The organism is uncultured Shimia sp. (assembly GCF_947498095.1).
In the GTDB taxonomy this organism is placed as follows: domain Bacteria; phylum Pseudomonadota; class Alphaproteobacteria; order Rhodobacterales; family Rhodobacteraceae; genus Shimia.
Genome location: NZ_CANMJE010000015.1, coordinates 1 through 18,331 on the forward strand (window position 1 = coordinate 1; position 18,331 = coordinate 18,331).

The following is an 18,331-nucleotide window of genomic DNA, read 5'->3' on the forward strand; positions in this document are numbered from 1 at the left end:
TCAGTCGCTTGTTTGCCATTCTTAGTCCTCCGTTTCCTAACCTTAACGGTGGACCCATTCAGATGGGGAGGCTCAACGAAACCTACAGAACGTCACTGCGAATTCTGACCGGTGATACTTGAACTCCTGTCTTATGTAGGTAGGTTCCCAAAGGCTTGTTTGCAGTTCCCCACTTATCCCCGGGAAAAACCGTAGTCCGCCCCCGCGCACTAAACGACAGTAGGATAATGACCAACATGCCCACGGCGTACCAACCTATCGTACAGCACCCATAAGCCCAGAACAAACCCCTTAGTCTGGAAAGTTTCAACGCTTCATCGTGCAAAACCCTTTAAAATAAGGTCAGAAACCTACAGGAACAGGGGATAGATCATCACTTGCGCATCATTCCCCTCCTTCACAGCTCGCTCTGGTAATCCGAACCACCCAGCCCCCAGTTAACATGCTAATAGCTACTGACAATACCCCTGCCCCCAGATACCCCCTGCCATAACGACGAAAGTGCGAGCGTGGCGCGTTAACAAATTCTGTCTTCTTTTTCAAAAGTAACAGTTAGTTTCCGGAACACCGGTACGTGTTGCAAGGCACACGAAGAAACCCAACCGACAAATGTCTGCTCAGCGGGACAATCCGGGCCTTCACCTGGATCGGACTATTTGGCGTTTTCGACCCACAGCCGACCTTGGTTCGGCTCGCAGCCAATGGCTGCTCCGAGCCCCTTTTACTGAATACTTTACGCAGCAGAATGTCTGCTCTTGGGTTGTCCCTTTTTTATCCGATAACGAAACTGGATATAGTCATTCGGGCAAACCACCGCCTGCGCATCAATAAGGTCCACATCTCCGAGCGTACTTCCGAACAAAGGCGCGCCATCTCCAATCAAAATTGGCATCTGCGTAATAGTGATCTCATTCAACCTCCCGAGGTTGATGAAGTTTTGAATGGTTGCGCCACCATCAATGTAGGCGCTGCGATAGCCGTCCCTCTCAAGCTCGTCTAACAGCACCGTCAGGTCGCCAGAATACATTTTGACCTTGTCTTTAAGGTTGTCCGGGGGCGTTTGAACCGTGTTGCTGAGAACAACAATTTTCAGTGCTCCATAGGGCCATTGCTCTGGCGACAGATCGAAGCTGCTGATTATGTCCATGCACTTGCGCCCCATGATCATACAATCGACCGACGCGATGTAGGTCTCAAAGTCGATATAGCCTTCGCCTACACCGGCCTCTGGATTTCCAGCGGTCTGCAGCCAGTCAATGCTACCATCGGGTCTGGCAATGAACCCATCCACGCTCGCCGCGATGTATGCAGAGCACTTCATGGGAACCTCCTCGATATTTGGTCGAGCCTTAGGTTATGCATTAACACCCGATTTTGAAAGCTGGCATTCGCTGCGAGTAATTGAACAACAGCTTTGTCCGCTCACCGGTCCTTCAGGTATCGCGCAGCTAAGGTCCGGTTTGAGCCCAATCTTACAAATGCTGCGATTGGCGCGAACCGGATGTTAGGGCGGAGAACTGACATCCGTTTCTCCCCAAATGGACGACGGCTCTTGTAGTTGGTCAATCAAAAAAAGCGACAGGAGGTTTCACTTGTCGATCCACAGACAAGCTGAAAACATCCGGGCGCGCATAGTGACCAGAGGCGTCAAACTTGCGACGTGATGCGCGGGCTTCCTCCACATTTATCTCTGCGATCAAGAAACCTTTTTCACGACGCATCGGCCCCGCACAGATTCCACCGAAGGGTTTGTAGATGACGGCGTCACCGGGATTGATCCATTCGTCCTTGTTGGGAAAGAGTTCATCAAAATATGGGATATCGGTCGGAATATCAGAGGCTTCCAGCGCGGTGGCGCAACCTATCACCCAACAACCGCCTTCCCGTGCAACATGTTGCATCGTTGCCTGCCAAGTGTCGCCACAATCCCAAGTCGGCGCGACATAGATGTCAATGTTCTGCGCATAGAGTGCATAGCGCGCCAACGGCATGTAGCTTTCCCAGCAGATAAGCGAACCGATCCGCCCCACGGCTGTATCAACGACTTTCAGTCCGGACGCGTCCCCAAATCCCCAAACCATGCGCTCCGGGTTGGTTGGCATCAGTTTGCGATGGTTGTTCACGATCCGCCCATCCGCGTCGATGATCGTACAGGAATTGTAAAGAGTAGAGCCGGAGATCGCACCATCAAGTTCTTGATACCCTACCACCAGTACCATCTCATGCTCACGAGCCGCTTCTTGCAGGGGCATCATTTGTTTCTTGCTCAAGTCGATCGAGTTGGCTTGCAGCCGCGTAAACAATTCGTCCGTTTTTCCCATTCCTGCCCCGGGTGAGAGACGCCACAGGAATGTCGGATATCCTGGAAACCAGGCTTCGGGAAAGACAAGAAGGTTGGCACCCTCCCGAGCGGCCTTTCCGACAAGCTCAATGGCACGCTCCATGCTGGCAGAAAGATTAAGATAGACGGGCGGTTCCTGAACAATTGCAGTTTTCATGCCGTTTCCTTTCAATTGCGACCCGAAGTGACAACCATCTCGCAAGGGCCCTCAAACCCATCCGCTGTTTCAAATTTTGTCAGCGCGACGGCGATTTCCTCCCAAACGGTGTTCTGGTCTTTGGCGGTTAGGCCGGACAGCATCTGATGCAGGGCCCCAAAGCTCTCGCGTTCGAACCGCAGACAGTCCGCAGCCGACGGCAATCGCAAGGGAGAGTGGATTACGGTTTCTTTTATCTCGGTAAACCCTGCACGCTCCAGAAGCTCGGCCAGAACCCCGTGGCCGCCCAGGCTGAACGGACCAGGCTGCCCTGGCAAGGGCGGCGGAAGGGCGGCACGATCCCGAATAATCGACACCGGTACAGAGAAAAAACCGTTGTTCTGAGGTGTGGAATAGACCATCGCTGCAAATCGCGAACCTGGCTTCAAAGCCGTGCGAATTCGGGCAAGCGCGGCCAATTGATCAGGAAAGTAGATCAACCCCACACGGGAAATGGCGGCGTCAAATGAGGCTGGCGCAACGTCCAGCGCCTCAGCATCAACGACCATGGTGTCCAGATTTTCATACCCTTCCGCGCGTGCATTTTCTGCTGCGAACTCCAGTTTGTTTTCAGAAATATCTGTGGCCAGCACCCGACCTGCCGGGCCAATTCGGGCAGCCGCGCTTAGCGATTGCTCGCCGGCTCCGGCCGCCACATCCAACACATGGGACCCGGTGGTAACGCCCGCCATGTCAAGCATCGTTTTGGTTGCCGGTCCTAGCCATTGGTTAAGCACCTGCCCCCAATCGTTCCAAGCTTTTGCCGCATCTTGCCATTGGGCGTGTGTCGTCGTCTTGTAACCTTTCGGATCAAATACTGTCATGACATGTCCTATCATTTAATCTGCTCAAAGCCTGATGAACATGACGAAATAAGTCCCAACGGTTTTCCAACGATTTTCCGATTTTTGCGGTATGATGAGGAGACTAGCCTCGAAAAGAAAACTCTTAAATGTGCTCCGCTGCTTCCTCTGACAGATACCTAGTGCATGGCCATACAGTGACCCCGGCAACCTGTGAAATTGCCAGTGGAGATACTGTCACTCGTATCGAACCTAAATCCATGGAGGTGCTGGTGTATCTATTTGCCCATCAGGACAGCGTAGTGTCACGAGAGCAGATTCATGACGCCATCTGGGGCGACGTTGTCGTGGGTGACGACTCTTTGACCAACGCCATAATAAAAATCCGCAAGGCTTTTGGGGACAATGCGCGAAATCCCAGCGTTATCGAGACAATCCCAAAGCGTGGGTATCGGCTGATCGCCGAAGTCACGACCCCAAAACCACCCGTGGCAAAGCAAAGTTTCGGCTTGGTCTGGGTGTCGGTTGTTTTGGTTCTGTTGCTTCTTGGAAGTGTTGCCATAACCCTATTCCCACGAACCGAAGCTGCAGCGCCTCAAATCAAATTGCAATCCGACGCCCAAACGCGAATTGTAGTGTCTCCCTTTGTGAACCTGTCCGGTGACGCCTCGCAGGATTATCTCGTGCGTGGCATGGAGCAGACAGTTGTCACCGGATTGGCTGCTATTCCCCATGTTTCAGCTATGCAGTCTCATCCACGCATCAATCAGGCTGACTATCGCCTTGAAGGAAGTGTATGGCCCACCGAAAACCGCATCCTGATCCATACGCGACTGCTAGATGGTGAGGATGGAACAGTGTTGGCCATCCACCGCCATGACCGGGCATACTCCGATCTGCTCACTGTGATGACAGAAATTGAGACGACCATTACTTCGGACCTTTCTCTTGTAATCGAACAAGCCAATCTCAGCGCTCAGGCACGAGGGTATACCGACAGCGTGGAAGCATTCGATTTGTTCTTGCAGGCTCAGGCAGCCCTTTTGCCTCGCGACCGCTCGGGAACTTCGTTGGCGCGAGCCCTGTATGAACGCGCCATTGCCCGCGATCCGGGTTTTGCTCGAGCCTATGGAGGGTTGGCTTTGGTTCACGCTGCCGAATACCGAAACGAATGGGCCGAAGATAGTAGCCTTGCACTTAACCGGGCTCTGTCCATGGCAGGTACAGCCCTAAGCATTCAGCCCAATTTGCCGGAACAGTATTGGGTGATCGGATATGTTCACACCCAAAGACGCCAGCTGGAAGATGCGGAGAACGCATTACACAAGGCTTTGGCGCTGGACCCGAGCTACGCGGATGCGTTGGCCTTGCTTGGTGGCATCCGGACTTATGCGGGGCAGCCCGGTAAATCGATACCTCTATTACGGAAGGCAATGCGGCGGAATCCGGGTGCAGGGTACCTCTATTTCATGCTGTTGGGACGGGCTTACTATTATCTTGGCGACTGCGGTCAGGCTCAGATCAATCTCCACGAGGCCGCTCGCCGCAATCCATCCAATTTGGAAACCCGATTGTACATGGCGGCCTGCCAAGTACAGTTTGGCGAACCAGACGAAGCAGCCTGGGAGGTCGAGGAAATCCTGGGACAGGAACCTGAATTCTCCCTGACTGGTTTTCTGAGCACCTATCCGATGGAGGATGACGGACAGATAACAATGCTGACCCGAGATCTGAAATTGGCAGGGCTACCCTGATCTGTCCAATATCGGACCAATCGTTTTCAAGTGGGCAAAATGTTGTGATTTATTCTGAAAAGGTTATCCGGATCATATTTGCCCTTGATCAGAGACAATTTATCACCGTTTTCACCGTAAGCACCCGCCATGTGATCCGCTTCATCTTCGGGCATGAAATTCACATAAGCGCTGCCAGTTGAATAGGGCTTCATCCGATCATAAAGGGTGCGCGCCCACGCGATACACTCATCATCCTTTGCGGGATCTTCCCAGCGAGTGTGCACATTCATGATGAAATGCGATGACCGCTCTGGGTATGCGGTCTCACCTGCACCAACCCGTGCCATTTCACCGCCCACATGGGCAATGAACACTTCACAAGCCGGATCCGGCAATGTGGCAATTCCTTCCAGAAGTGTTGCAATCGCGTCTGAAGAAAGAGCCGCGAAGTCGTGGCTCTTCCAATAATTGCGGGCACCGGCGGCCAGAAGTGGATCAAAGGCGGCCTGCCAACCAACGAATGGATGCGGGGAAATGACATCAACGATCGGGTTTCCAAGGCCACGCAAACCTGCCATTGCCGCTTCGCCTTCATCCATGGGACCGGCATAGCAAGCGGCGAGAATGAGAACCTCGCGTCCGTGCCAATCCTCGGTAAGAAATGGCAAAGGCGGGGCTTTGCGCATCACGCTCCATACTGTCAATTCATCCGGCGCATTATCAGCAATTTTTGTGACTTCTGCCAACAGACCAGATGCCTCTTCGATCGGATGAACGATCAATCCAGACAAGACCTCGGGCCCCAGAGAGTGCAATTGGAATTCAAAAGAGGTAATCACCCCGAAATTGCCGCCGCCCCCCCGTATGGCCCAAAAAAGGTCAGGGTGACTGGTCGCTGACGCTGTGACGATAGATCCATCCGCTGTCACCACTTCGACTGACAAAAGACTGTCGATTGTCATTCCAAATTTCCGGGTGGTCCAGCCAAAGCCACCACCCAGCGTGAGGCCTGCAATACCAGTGGTCGAGTTTATACCCGATGGAACGATAAGCGCGTGCGCTTGGGTTTCGCGATCCACATCGCCCAGAAGTGCGCCGGGTTCCACACGGGCAGTTTTGTTCATTGGGTCCACATCAACAGAACGCATTTGCGACAGATCAAGTAGAACCGTTCCGTCGGCAACCGCATGCCCGGCGATCTGGTGGCCACCGGACTTCACTGACATAACCAGCCCGCCGTCCCGAACAAAATTTACCGCTTTTTGTACATCGTGGGGCCCTAGAGCTCGGATCACAAAGCCTGGATGGCGGTCAACCATTCCATTCCATATCGTTCGGGCGTCGTCGTATTCCGCACTGCCCTTAAGATGCACCGCCCCCTTGAGCGAAGCATCAAGTGCGTTCAAAGTTTCTTGATCTACGGCAACTGCGCCGTCATTGAGTGTAAGTAATTCAAGCATAAGAATTGGCCTTCCTTTTTCAGGTAAGGCTTCTTGCGAGACTGCCTCGACTGGAGAAAAGACCTCTTCTCACCTGTTCCCGGTGATGGGGCAGAACTTGTAAGTATTAGTTTAGGCGGTCCGGACCTTCAGGCAAAGATGCCGGGGTCGATCCGATCCACCGATGTTATGACATCAGCTGGAATATTCAGGCGCTCAGCAGCCTTTCGCAGGCTGTCTTCGTCGGGCGCTTCGTATAGGCAATATGTTTTGCGTTTATCAGCGCTTAGAAACGAAAAAATCCATTCGACGCCCTCTTCATCATTGATCTCTTTAATTTGAATTTTGGCTTCGTTGTCTATTTCGAGCTGTTCCGCAAAGTTTCTTTCAATAATAAATCTAGGCATATTTCACCCCCAAAAGTGTTCGCAGAATTCCTAAGTCATTTGTCCTTGGAGCTTTGATATAAGTGTTACCATACCCAGATCCCCGGCCGTTGCCAACGCTTCTGCTTCCAGATGAATAGCACGTTCCGCATCTTTGAGGCGACCTCGGCGTCGCAAGGCGAACGCATATGCCGCCTTGCTATGCGCAATCCACGGTGGTGCGGCCATGCTCGTGTCAATTTTGATTGCCTTATCAAACATTTTGTCCGAAATTTCCCAATTCCCCATCAATCCGGCAAGGCTGCCAAGCCGACGAGCAGCGGCACCAATACAGGCCGTGGTCGCACCCGCAGTGATTGTAAGGTTTTCGTAAGGGACCAGCATGTCAAAAATGGTTTTGGCATGTTTTTTGTTTTCCACCGCCACACAAATGTCGGCCAGATACGAAAGCGTTGTCGAATACATGGCATCTGGCGATATCGAAAACCCAGTTTCCGCCAGTTCGTTCAGTATGCGTTCAGCCGTTTCTAAATAGCCCAATTCAGCAGCGATTACACCGAAACCCGGTTTCCAACTCGCATCACCCGGACTCTCTGTCATCAAACGTTTAATGACTGGCGCGACCTCCTGCAATCGACCTTGCTCCCGGCGAATGGTGAACATCTGAACGCCATAAACACCCTCAACATGTTTGCCATGAGTCTGGCGTCCAATCTTTACAGCTTCGTTGGCATAGCTCTCGGCGCGCTCAAAGTCCCCTTCCAGAGTAGCAACCATCGCCCGGGCATGTGTTTGCACCCAATAAAGCTGACGATGATTATCTTTGGTCGATATCTCTGTCAAAAGCTCAAGTGAGTTATCCATCAACTGGCGATCCGCCATTTCCGCTCCGACAAACAGGCTCAGCGTTCGGTCCCGCCCCTGATCAATGTTGCCCAGTTTCTCGGCAACCTTGTGCATGGCCTCAAGGTTTTTGCGCCAATCGCGCACTTCGTCTTCCTGTCTTGCAACAAATGACGCGGCAAATCGCGCCATCATGACGTGGAATTGGGATTTGAGGTCGCCCAGTTTCGCGGCCAACTTCAGACATTGTTGGCTGTACTCTGCACTTGCCGCAAATTGACCAGTGAACATGTAAGTGCGTGCCAGCTGGCTCATTAATTTGCATCGTCGGACCTCATCATGCTCTGGCAAGTCGTTCAGAGCCTTCAAGCAAACCTTGATGGCTTGTTCATGCAATTCACCGGCCATCATGCTTGAATCAGCAAAATGGTGTGCGGCATCTGCCGCGATTTCGACATCTCCGATTTCACACGCGGCTTCTGACGCTTCTTTGAGAGTGGCGATACCTTCCGGCAATCGACCGACGCTATCATAGCCTCTTCCGACAAGAATTTTGCCAACAATTACTTCCCGGCTGGATTCACCTCCTAGTTTGTGCGCGGCTTTGAGGGCTTCCTTTGCATTTGTCATCGCCTCATGACTGGCCGAACGTGCAAGGGCCATTTCAGTTGCAGATTGCCAGCGTTGAAAAGCTGCTGCCCAATCTTCTGCGGCGGTCAAATGGTGTGCTAACAGTTCAGGACGACGCTCAATTTCGGCAGATCGAAGCAGAGTCAGAGCGCCGGCAACTTTCGCGTGCAACTCCCTGCGGGTCGAGGCCAGCATAGATTGAAAGGCTGTGTCTCGGATCAGGGCGTGCCGGAAAACAAAGTAGCCGCGGTTATGGCCGCTTTCGAATATCAGGCCCGATTTGCAAAGATCATCGAGGCAGTTTCGGATTTCCGCCTCGCCTTTATCCATTGTAGCGCGCAGTAACGCTGGTTCAAATTCGCGGCCTATAACCGAGCCAGCTAGTGCCACTTGCTTGGCTTCCAGTGAAACAGCGTCGAGGCGTGCCATCAAAGTGCCCTTTAATGACGAGGGCACTTTGAATTTTCCTTTTTCTCCTGACGTGACTATGGCGCGCGTCAATTCCTCTACAAACAGCGGAATGCCATCCGTCCTCTCAACAACCGTCTGAACGAGATCTCGATCTGGCTCGCTTCCGGAAATACTTCGGACCAAATTAGCAACATGATCAAAATCAAATCGCCGCAGTTGTAGCGTTTGAACATGGGCGTCACCATCGTCTTGGTCCAACTCCCAACCGGGTCTGTGGGTTATCAAGAGCATCAGCGGAAGATCCGCACAAATTGCTTTAAAACGATCCAGAAGAGCATTGGTCGACGGGTCGATCCAGTGGGCATCTTCAATGAACAGAATGACTGGACGCACATTTGCACGCGCTTTGACGGTGTCTATCAGTGTCTGAATTGTAAGGTCGCGTTGTTCTTGGGGGGACAAATCGAGTATTTGCTGGGCAATCTTACTGCGTGGCGCCACCAGAGCGGCAAAAACTGGAAGCACCTGATCAATGTCCAAACCCTGCCTTGCTTCAAGCATTGCCTGTACTTGTTCCAAAACACGATCATCGTCAAAACCCGGTTCGACACCCGCGTCCCGAGAAATGCGTTCGGTAACTGGGTGGAACGGGCTACTGGTTAGATAAGGTGAACAATTCAATCTCATTATATCTGCATTGCCTGCGATAGCTTCGTCGGCCAGGAACTCTTCGGTCAAACGGGATTTCCCGATGCCCGCCTCACCTGCGAGCAACACGACCTCGCCCTTACCGGTATTGGCGCCTTTCCAAGCCTGACGAAGGATGCCGTTTTCAAGATTTCTCCCGACCAGTGCGCTGTTTGAATCCCCCCGATGTGTAGCGCGAAATCGGCTTTCGGCACTGTGCTCAGCAACGACCTGTAAAAGCGTGCGTTGGCTGTCAAACCCTATTAGCTCAACCCGCCCAAGTGAAGAAAATTCGAAAATTCGGCGCAGCGCCGCCTCTGTTTCTTCTTCAGGGAGGACGATCGTGTTAGGTGGAGCATACTCTTGTATTCGCGCAGCAAGATTGAGGATTGGGCCTGTCATCGCTCCTTCTTCGTATGTGTTTTCTCCGATTGCGTCACCGACGACGACCTCACCACTTGCGACGCCCATCCGAACCGCCAAAGGTTCACCGTCCGGTGTTTTTAACTCTTTCACACGGTCCACCGCGTCCAGACCAGCTTTTACGGCGCGAACTGCGTGATCTTCGTAGGCGCTAGGCCATCCAAAAAACACCAAAAGCCCATCACCGAGATACTTGGCAACGTAACCTCCATAACGGCTGACAGCACCAGCAACGGCATCCTGATATCGCTGCAACAGGATGCGCATATCTTCGGGGTCCAAACGGTTGGTGAGTTTGGTCGACCCGACGAGGTCGGCGAATAGAACCGTTAGGTGGCGACGTTCCGCAATCGTGTTTGCATTTGGCTTTGACGAAACCACCGTATCAGGTACGGAGTGGCCGGAAATTTGAGAGGGTTCATTTTGAAGGGTTTGCTCGTTCAAAGATGGCGCCAGCTCGGGCGTTGACAAACTTGCTAAGCTGTTTTGGGGGTCCTTGATAGCAGCCAAAATAATCTTTCGATGGCCCAAGCTTACGCCCAATTCTTTTAAGTCATCACCAGTAAGCAACGGCAAGACTCTTTCATCTACATCATTACTGATGAATGAATCAGTGTACTGATCCAAACCTAGTTCAAAGAGCCATGCGTCGATGTTAAGGGCCATACTGTTAACAATGCTTGTTTATGAGATTTCGATCAAGATATTGATCTCAGTGCGGAACCCGCCCCACTAAACACTAAACGGCCATCGGCTAGATTTGGGAATTCGCCAATTGATGTTGCATCAAGCATGACACGCGACTGAATTGGCCGGTGTAACCACGGCCTACACGGCCGTTGCATCAAGCATGTTCCACAGCCATTCGTTCCTTTGATGGGGTTTTTTCACTTCCAAAACCGACGAAACTTTCGTTTCAGAAAAGTCGGCGATCTTCCGTGTCAATAAATTTGGGCTTTGACCGCATCCCTACACTCGACAAAGTGGGCAAGTTTAGTTTGGCTTCAAAGCTGACTTTTGCGCGAATATCCGACAAAGGCAAGTTTGGGCCGAAAACGACGGTCAGAGCCAATCGTCTCAGCGGCAACAAAGTCCGCAACTGAGACATCCAAGACTTGCGCAGCCAACGGCTGGTTTTCCGCATTGCCGCCATTGGCGCATTACGCGGCGAATGACGGCAGTGAGCCCGAACCGACAAATGCTGCAATGTTCAGGAGGGTAGGTCACGCTCGATTGGTTTGAACGATGATTTGCGTTCGGTTCCGTCTGCCATGTCCGGCAGTTCGATATCCAAGCAGGTGCCTTGTTCCACTAAGGTCCATGCATTCCCCTGATAATCGACGGTCGAAGTTCCGGCGCAAGTCGTACCTGGTCCAGCACCACAATGGTTTTCGCCAGCTTTTGATATACCGTAGCATTTCTCTTGGGGGCCCGCTTCTGAAATTGTTGGGTTTACTGCCACTGCCGCAGTTACGACACTTGCGAGGGTCAGGGCTGTTGTTCGGTGAGACATGCTGGTCCTTTCTGAAATGACTTGGGCTCAGTACGCCGCTCCAAATTGCGCGCTGACTTCAGTACTCTTAAAGATGCTAAATTCCGGCAAATGTTTTCAAAGAATGCCTTCACTGCAGCAAGCGACGTGAGCCAAAACGAGAAAACGAACAGTGCTAAAGTAACACATGTTACGTCACTTTGTACACTTCCTGCCCTCGAAGCCGCTGGCGTAGAGTTCATTCCTGAGAACAGCGGTGCACTTCCAACCGGGGGACATGCCTTGTTTTCTTTTTCTCGTTATACTCACGTCAAGCTTGGGAACCACCATAAGTCCTGGCCACTGTCCTTTCGGCTAAAAACAAAATTTGGCAGTAGCGCCCCGCCTTGTTCCCCAATCACCAAGGCGGGGTTATTCTTTACCCTGCGACATCAGTCAAATTGCCACATTCTTATGTTTGAATGCTCGTGGGATAATGAGGTGCCTGCTATTTCCAGGCTTCCGTGAGTGGACTTAAGCACCTTCAGCCCTGCCTCTCCCCTGAGGTGGGGTTATTCTTTGCCTATAGTCGATTGTAAGACCCGCCAACTGTTCCCTAGGCCGTCACGTCGTTGGCCGTTAGGAAACCGCCTTTCTTTAAGTTCTCCTTCGCTGATGCAGCGCCGATTGAGCACTTACAGCGAACGGCGGGAAAGTCCCGCATAGCAGACCTTTGTGCAGGACGCAGCTAACGGCAGGTTTGAGCCCATTCTGGCAAAAACTCTTCGTCGTTGCGAATGTCCAAGATTTGGTACGTTGTTCCAATCGGTTGTTTTCATTCTCTTGCGTTGCTACATCTCGCGCATGGGGAGTAAGGCATGATAGACATTGACAAAGTTCGTTTGGATACTCCGAGCTGCGAAAAAGTTTTGCATTTCAACAATGCAGGATCGTCGCTCATGCCCACGCCTGTTTTTAGCGCGCTGCAACGTGTGTTGCGCGATGAAAACGAGGTTGGCGGTTACGAGGCCGAACGGCGCGCACAAAGCGATATACAAGCTTTCTATTCCGAATTCGCAGGCCTTCTGAACGCCGATCCTGATGAGATCGCCTTTGTTGAGAATGCGACCCGCGCTTGGGACATGGCCTTCTACGGTCTGCATTTGAGACCTGGTGACAGGGTCATCACCCACGGGTCCGAATACGCGTCCAATTACCTCGCGCTCTTGCAACAGTCGCGTCGGCTTGGGTTTGAGATTGATCTCGTGCCGTCTGATGAGTTCGGCCAGATTGATGTCGACGCGTTGGATGGCATGATCGGCCCAAAGACAAAGTTGATGGCAATCACGCATGTTCCGACACAGGGTGGCTTGGTTAATCCCGCCGCCGAGGTTGGAAAAATCGCGCGGAAACACGGCGTTCTGTACTTGCTGGATGCCTGCCAATCCGTCGGGCAAATCAACGTAGATGTCGCCGAGATCGGCTGCGATATCCTGTCAGGAACGGGTCGGAAGTTTTTGCGAGGCCCAAGAGGAACAGGTTTTCTATACGTTCGAAAGGGCGTCATTGATCAGATCGACCCCCCCTTCATTGATCTCCTTTCTGCGAAATGGACCGGCACTAACAGCTTTGAATTTGTTGATGGCGCAAAGCGATTTGAGAATTGGGAAAGCTATGTCGCTGGTCGCGTTGGCCTGATGGAAGCGGCCCGGTATGCGCGAAACATTGGCCTCTCAAACATAGAAACGCGTGTGGCGTTGCTTGCTCAGGATCTACGTGATGCGCTCGCAGGAATCAAAGGCGTTTCTGTGCATGATTTGGGTCAGCAGAAGTGTGGGATTGTCACGTTCACAAAGGTCGGAATTGAACCCGCCACTGTTACAGAACGTCTCCGCACTGACGGGATAAATGTGTCAGTTTCTGCCATGCCCTCTGCACGTCTCGATCTTGAACCGCGTGGCCTCATGTCGATGACAAGAGCCTCTGTGCATTACTTTAACACGCACGATGAGATTGCCCGATTTGTTGACGCCGTCAAAAGGGCATAGCGGAAAGCAGACCTTGGACGTGCCTTTGGGAACGGAAGCCTTGTCCGCTTTGCAGTCCTTCGGGGTAGTTTGGACGCTCGCAGATGCAGCGAATGGCGGCAGAGAGCCCATATTGACCAATGCTGCGATTAGCGTGAACTGGAAGTAGGGCGGATTGCGGACCTTCGCTGCGTTTCACATGAATTCCCGAGTTGTGGACAAAACGGATATTCGCTTCACCTAGCCAAATGTCAGCTTTGCCAATCTCTCGGTTCTACTTTTCAAGCCAAATTTACAGTGTAATGCGCGCTGCAACGAAGCAGACTCTTACTGTGAAACTCCATCAAGGCCGTAGGTTATTCATCCTAACCTGGACAAAGTGTTCTCCAGAAACCGGATTGCATTTCCAATCTGATCTGCCCGCTCGTTCAACTCTTCGATTTTACCTAGGACGACGGCGCGCGCGGCCTCGCGGTCGCAACTTTCTGCATTGGCCTCCACAATTGAGCGAAGGTCAGCGACTGACATGCCTGCTTCTCGTGCACCTGCGAAAAACTCGAGCCAGACTAGGCAGTCGTCTTTGTATTTGCGGTAACTATTCGTCTCACTGTCCCCAACGGTTGAGGTGATGAGACCGTTTTGCTCATAAAACCGGATGGTGTCCCGGCTGAAGCCGGATCTCTGTGCAAGTTCGCCAATACGCATAGCAAAATCCCAAACCATGGACAGTGGTCTATTGTTTTTATTTCTACTTTGTTTATATGCAACCAAGGGAATGAAATTGCAATCACTTCAGGCATCAGGACATAGCATATGAAAAAACGCATTATTATTATCGGTGGGGGCTATGTTGGCGTTCAACTGGCCAAGGCTTTGGACAACAAGGCCGAAGTAACGCTGATTGAGCCTCGCAGCCATTTTTTCCATGCCCCTGCGATGATCCGCTCAGTTGTCGATCCGCGAGTTCTGGACCAGGGGTTGATCCCCTATGATGATTTGCTCAAGAGTGGCCAGATCCTGCGCGCGCGTGCAAAAAGCATTAGTGCTGAAGGCGTCACACTTGAAGACGGAACAGAAGTGCTTGGCGATTACATCGTTGTCGGGACAGGCTCTGACAATGCGATGCCGTTTAAGCCTGCAAATGATAGCATCGAAGCCTTTCGCGCGGACAGCGCGCGTATCCACGCGATGCTGGAAGCCGCGCAGAGCGTGGCCATTGTTGGTGCAGGTGCGGTCGGAACAGAATTGGCTGGCGAAATCGCGCATTTCATGCCGGACAAAAAGGTCACATTGGTTTCTTCAGAACAGTCACTGTTCCCGACTAAGCCATCAAAACTTGGGACAGCCCTACACGGTAAACTCAATGATGCTGGCGTGACGACAATCTTTGGTGCGCGTGCTGAAAACCTTGAGAGCATGACCGAGCCTTATGCTGGGGCGCTTCACCTGAATAACGGTCACAGAATTGCTGCCGATCTGATCTTCCCCGTCATCGGGTCTCGTGCCTCGTCCGCCATTCTTGAGACACTACCCGGCATTACCAAAGGTACCGCCAATAGGGTCAAGACCGACCCGTGGTTGCGCCCTTCTGACCTGCCGAATGTCTTTGCGGCCGGAGATGTGGCAGAGGCCGGTGATGCGATGACGATCGTCGCTGTCAGCCGCCAAACGCCCTGGTTGAAAAAGATGCTGGCGTCGCTGATCAACGGCAAAAAGGTCGAGGAAATGACCAAATACAAGCCATGGAGCAAAGCGCCTTTCCTAGTCCCCTTGGGGCCGAAGAAAGGGAACTCCTATCTCGTTATGATCACTGCCGGAGATACGATAACACGTCTCATGAAGGGCAAGGACCTGTTTGTGTCCAAATATCGGAAGATGCTGAACCGGACCTGAGGCGAACCATGTCCAAGAAAAGGAATTCACCCTCGGGGCCAATCGGGTTTTTTGCATTGAACTCAACCATCACGGCAGACATTCGCTGCATTGCGAAAAAGGACACAAAGCCGCCGTTCCATGCGTTTAGTTTCAAGGTCAGCAAAGCGGACAAAGCTGCCGTCAACACTCACCCTTCGCATTTCTAACGGAGCGACAACATAGCGAGTTGGAAAAACTTTGAAAGCCGATCGATAGTACGACGACCCAAAATGAGAAAATGACCAATGCTCAGACGTCGATTTCTTTTCGCTTTCGCCGGCCTCACTACTTTGACCGCCTGCATGGGTGGGCAAGAGGCGGGAACCGTAATGCAGACCGGTTCATCTTTCGAGGCTCCCGCAGGTAAGGCGTTGGTGGTGTTCTACCGCCCTGCAGCGTTTGCCGGTGGCGCAATCCGCTTTCAAGTGCAGCATACAGACGGGCCTGTAGGCCAACTGACCAGCGGTGCTGTGCTACAGAAAGTGGTCAGTCCAGGCGAACAAACTTTCTGGGCACAAGCGATAAGTCAGGACGCCATTACCATTCAAACGCAGGCGGGCCAAACCTATTATGTGCGAGGTGATGTTCGCATGGGGATCTACGCAGGTCGTCCACAGTTCACGCAGGTATCCGAGACTACAGCGCGTCAGGATATGTCGCGTTAGAGTGGCGACCATTTTTTGTTAGCTCAGTCAACTTCAGAAAAGGGCTCCCACCCGACTTTCTCCGCAGGTGCACATAAGTTTGTTATCTTGAGTTGCCAACGTCTGGCTGGCGCTGTGGTGGATCGTGGCGGATGGGAGGAGCCATCATGGCCATTGCAAACTTACCTGCCATTCGAGCCTGCCGCCCTGCTTGGAACAAGGGCCGTGTCGTCGGGCAAAAACGCCCTCTGATGCCGAAACATGTCTGGGCCATTCGCGTGCGACTAGAAATCGCCGAGAACACCGTGATCTGGCTTTGTTCAACCTTGCCATCGACAGCAAGCTTCAAGGGTGTGACCTGGTAATGCTGAAGGTTGCCTACATCTACGCCTCGGGCCAGGTCAAGGAACGGGCTTCGATTATCCAAAGCAAAACGCAGCGACCCGAGCGGTTTGAAATCACCGAGGGCACGCGCAAATCAATTCTGCGATGGATGAAGGAGCCGCTGATGGTTGGTTCGGAATACCTATGGCCCGGACGGTTTCACGAACGGTTGCATATTTCGACCCGTCAATACGCACGCTTGGTTCGCGAATGGGTCAAATCCATAGGGCTCGATCCTACATCATTTGGCACGCATTCGATGCGAAGAACCAAGGTCGCGCACATCTATCGCAAGACTGGAAATCTGCGAGCGGTTCAGCTTCTGCTCGGCCACACGAAGATGGTCAGTACTGTTCGATACCCTGGTGTCGAGCTGGAAGACGCGTTGGCTATCTCGGAAGCCGTTGAAATTTAACCACAAGGGCCGCCTTCTTGGGCGGCCCAAACCGGCAATTGATCTACCTTGCGCTATGCTGCGACGCGGCCCGTCAAACCTGACGTTCGCTGCGAGTGCGACAACGGTCGACCATCGAACTTACAGTTCGTGGGACAAAACTGCCACTCTTGAGTCAAGTGTTCTTCGCCCGCGAGATGGTCAGAGCAACCCTGACACTCTATGCTCACAGCGACTAGAGAATTGGGGGAGGGGCAGATGCAAGGGCAAACGACGGATACCGAAAACGCTAACCTGCGGGCCGAGGTCGACCGATTGCGTGAACGTGATGCCGCGACCAGAGAAATCCTGTCAGTTATTCGCCAGAACCGGGACGACGAACAGCCAGTTCTGGACACGATCATTCGAAACGCAGTGATGCTTTGCCATGCAAATGGCGCAGGTCTGTGGCTACTAAATGAGGCTGGTGACATCACTCGTTTGGCTAGCGTGGCAACCGTCGATCCCGAAGAGGCGAGTTTCTCTCCGGGATTAGAGTATCCACGCGACGAGAATTCACCCATGGGGCGGTGTCTGCGCGACGCGCGGGCGATCAATGAGGCAGACATCCACAACGATCCATACTACTTTGATGGAGAACCCAACCACGTCAGAATGATCGAGGAAGTTGGCATTCGAAGCCGGTTGCTGGTGCCTCTCGTGGAAAACGGTACTGCCTTTGGATGTATCAGTCTGGTTCGACTGGAAGTGCGCCCGTTTTCCGACGAGGAAGTTTCGCTAATAGAATCCTTCGCCGAGCATGCCGTGATCGCCATCGGGAATACCCGCCAATTCAACGCGCTGGAAACTTTGAACCTGGAACTCAGCGATAGGGTCAATGAGCAGGTAGTCGAGATCGAGCGCATGGCGCGCCTAAAGAGGTTTCTGCCAGCGGTCGTGGCGGACGAGGTGATCAGTCAGGGGGCTGACTCGGTGCTGTCGAGCCATCGCGCGCTGCTGGGGGTGTTGTTCTGCGACATTCGCGGGTTTTCGGCATTTTGCGAAATGGCGGAGCCTGAGGAAACCATCGAGGTCCTGCAAACCTACTACGAAGAAATGAGCAAACTAATTAGCGTGCACGGTGCGGGAGTTGATCAGCGCATGGGAGATGGGATCATGGTCTTGTTTAACGACCCTCTTCCCTGTGATGACCCGGCTGGAAACGCGGTTCGGCTAGCACTTGAAATGCGCGCCCGCATGACCGAATTGTCCAAACAGTGGAAGCGCTTGGGGTATCGGTTGGGATTTGGTGTGGGTGTTTCGCTAGGTTATGCAACCGTCGGAATGGTGGGTTTTGAATGCCGGTTCGACTACACAGCATCGGGAACCGCGATCAACCTTGCTTCCCGCCTTTGCGACGAAGCCGCGGACGGTGAAATTCTACTCAGCCCACGGGCGTGCATCGCGGTTGAAGACAAGTATCCGGTCGATTCGCGCGGGGAATTTGCGTTGAAAGGTTTTCGTGATCCGATCGAAATCTTCACATTGGGCTCCGGTGTTGTGCCGTAACAATTCAGAAAACTGGAGGGTCGATCCAGTTTCTAATTTGGGCTCGTTGTCGCC

Annotated in this window: 13 protein-coding genes and 1 pseudogene; 6 read left to right on the forward strand and 8 right to left on the reverse strand. The window is 52.7% G+C overall.

The features are described from left to right. Window positions 1-733: 733 nt before the first annotated feature. The 3 genes from Q0932_RS18030 to Q0932_RS18040 form a co-directional block, all read right to left on the reverse strand. Complete coding sequence (locus Q0932_RS18030; RefSeq protein WP_299356208.1) at window positions 734-1,321, reverse strand: dihydrofolate reductase family protein; 588 nt, start codon at window positions 1,319-1,321, stop codon at window positions 734-736. 241 nt (window positions 1,322-1,562) lie between these two features. Next, entirely contained in the window at window positions 1,563-2,498 is a 936-nt protein-coding gene (locus Q0932_RS18035; RefSeq protein WP_299356210.1) for a carbon-nitrogen hydrolase family protein, read from the reverse strand. 11 nt (window positions 2,499-2,509) lie between these two features. After that, window positions 2,510-3,361 carry a class I SAM-dependent methyltransferase gene (locus tag Q0932_RS18040; protein WP_299356212.1) on the reverse strand — a complete coding sequence of 284 codons (852 nt, stop codon included), beginning with the start codon at window positions 3,359-3,361 and terminating at the stop codon, window positions 2,510-2,512. A gap of 128 nt (window positions 3,362-3,489) precedes the next feature. Here Q0932_RS18040 and Q0932_RS18045 point away from each other — a divergent pair, with 128 nt between their 5' ends. Further along, window positions 3,490-5,094: a winged helix-turn-helix domain-containing protein gene (locus tag Q0932_RS18045; protein ID WP_299356214.1), complete on the forward strand. Its 1,605-nt coding sequence runs from the start codon at window positions 3,490-3,492 to the stop codon at window positions 5,092-5,094. A gap of 26 nt (window positions 5,095-5,120) precedes the next feature. Here the strand turns inward: Q0932_RS18045 and Q0932_RS18050 are convergent, their stop codons facing one another. The 4 genes from Q0932_RS18050 to Q0932_RS18065 all read right to left on the reverse strand — a co-directional run bounded on the left by Q0932_RS18050 (window position 5,121) and on the right by Q0932_RS18065 (window position 11,408). Next, entirely contained in the window at window positions 5,121-6,536 is a 1,416-nt protein-coding gene (locus Q0932_RS18050; RefSeq protein ID WP_299356216.1) for an FAD-binding oxidoreductase, read from the reverse strand. Between the two features lie 128 nt (window positions 6,537-6,664). Next, on the reverse strand, window positions 6,665-6,922 hold the full coding sequence (locus tag Q0932_RS18055) for a DUF4242 domain-containing protein (RefSeq protein ID WP_073251810.1): 258 nt from the start codon (window positions 6,920-6,922) through the stop codon (window positions 6,665-6,667). A gap of 30 nt (window positions 6,923-6,952) precedes the next feature. Next, a complete protein-coding gene (locus Q0932_RS18060) occupies window positions 6,953-10,561 on the reverse strand; it encodes an adenylate/guanylate cyclase domain-containing protein (protein WP_299356221.1) in 3,609 nt (1,202 codons plus the stop codon). 544 nt (window positions 10,562-11,105) lie between these two features. Then, window positions 11,106-11,408: a DUF2282 domain-containing protein gene (locus tag Q0932_RS18065; protein ID WP_299356223.1), complete on the reverse strand. Its 303-nt coding sequence runs from the start codon at window positions 11,406-11,408 to the stop codon at window positions 11,106-11,108. Window positions 11,409-12,244: 836 nt separating this feature from the next. Between Q0932_RS18065 and Q0932_RS18070 the strand changes: the two genes are divergently transcribed. Further along, on the forward strand, window positions 12,245-13,414 hold the full coding sequence (locus Q0932_RS18070; protein ID WP_299356225.1) for an aminotransferase class V-fold PLP-dependent enzyme: 1,170 nt from the start codon (window positions 12,245-12,247) through the stop codon (window positions 13,412-13,414). Between the two features lie 339 nt (window positions 13,415-13,753). Here Q0932_RS18070 and Q0932_RS18075 read toward each other — a convergent pair whose 3' ends face one another. Further along, window positions 13,754-14,098 (reverse strand): MerR family transcriptional regulator, encoded by a 345-nt coding sequence (locus Q0932_RS18075; protein WP_299356228.1) that lies wholly within the window; start codon window positions 14,096-14,098, stop codon window positions 13,754-13,756. 108 nt (window positions 14,099-14,206) lie between these two features. Here Q0932_RS18075 and Q0932_RS18080 point away from each other — a divergent pair, with 108 nt between their 5' ends. The 4 genes and pseudogenes from Q0932_RS18080 to Q0932_RS18095 all read left to right on the forward strand — a co-directional run bounded on the left by Q0932_RS18080 (window position 14,207) and on the right by Q0932_RS18095 (window position 18,277). Next, window positions 14,207-15,286 (forward strand): FAD-dependent oxidoreductase, encoded by a 1,080-nt coding sequence (locus Q0932_RS18080; RefSeq protein ID WP_299356230.1) that lies wholly within the window; start codon window positions 14,207-14,209, stop codon window positions 15,284-15,286. 350 nt (window positions 15,287-15,636) lie between these two features. Continuing rightward, complete coding sequence (locus Q0932_RS18085; RefSeq protein WP_299356232.1) at window positions 15,637-15,972, forward strand: DUF2846 domain-containing protein; 336 nt, start codon at window positions 15,637-15,639, stop codon at window positions 15,970-15,972. A gap of 146 nt (window positions 15,973-16,118) precedes the next feature. Continuing rightward, a pseudogene (locus Q0932_RS18090) lies at window positions 16,119-16,750 on the forward strand (tyrosine-type recombinase/integrase). A 237-nt stretch (window positions 16,751-16,987) separates the two neighbouring features. Then, window positions 16,988-18,277, forward strand: coding sequence for an adenylate/guanylate cyclase domain-containing protein (locus tag Q0932_RS18095; protein ID WP_299356234.1), 1,290 nt, complete (start codon window positions 16,988-16,990; stop codon window positions 18,275-18,277). Window positions 18,278-18,331: the final 54 nt, after the last annotated feature.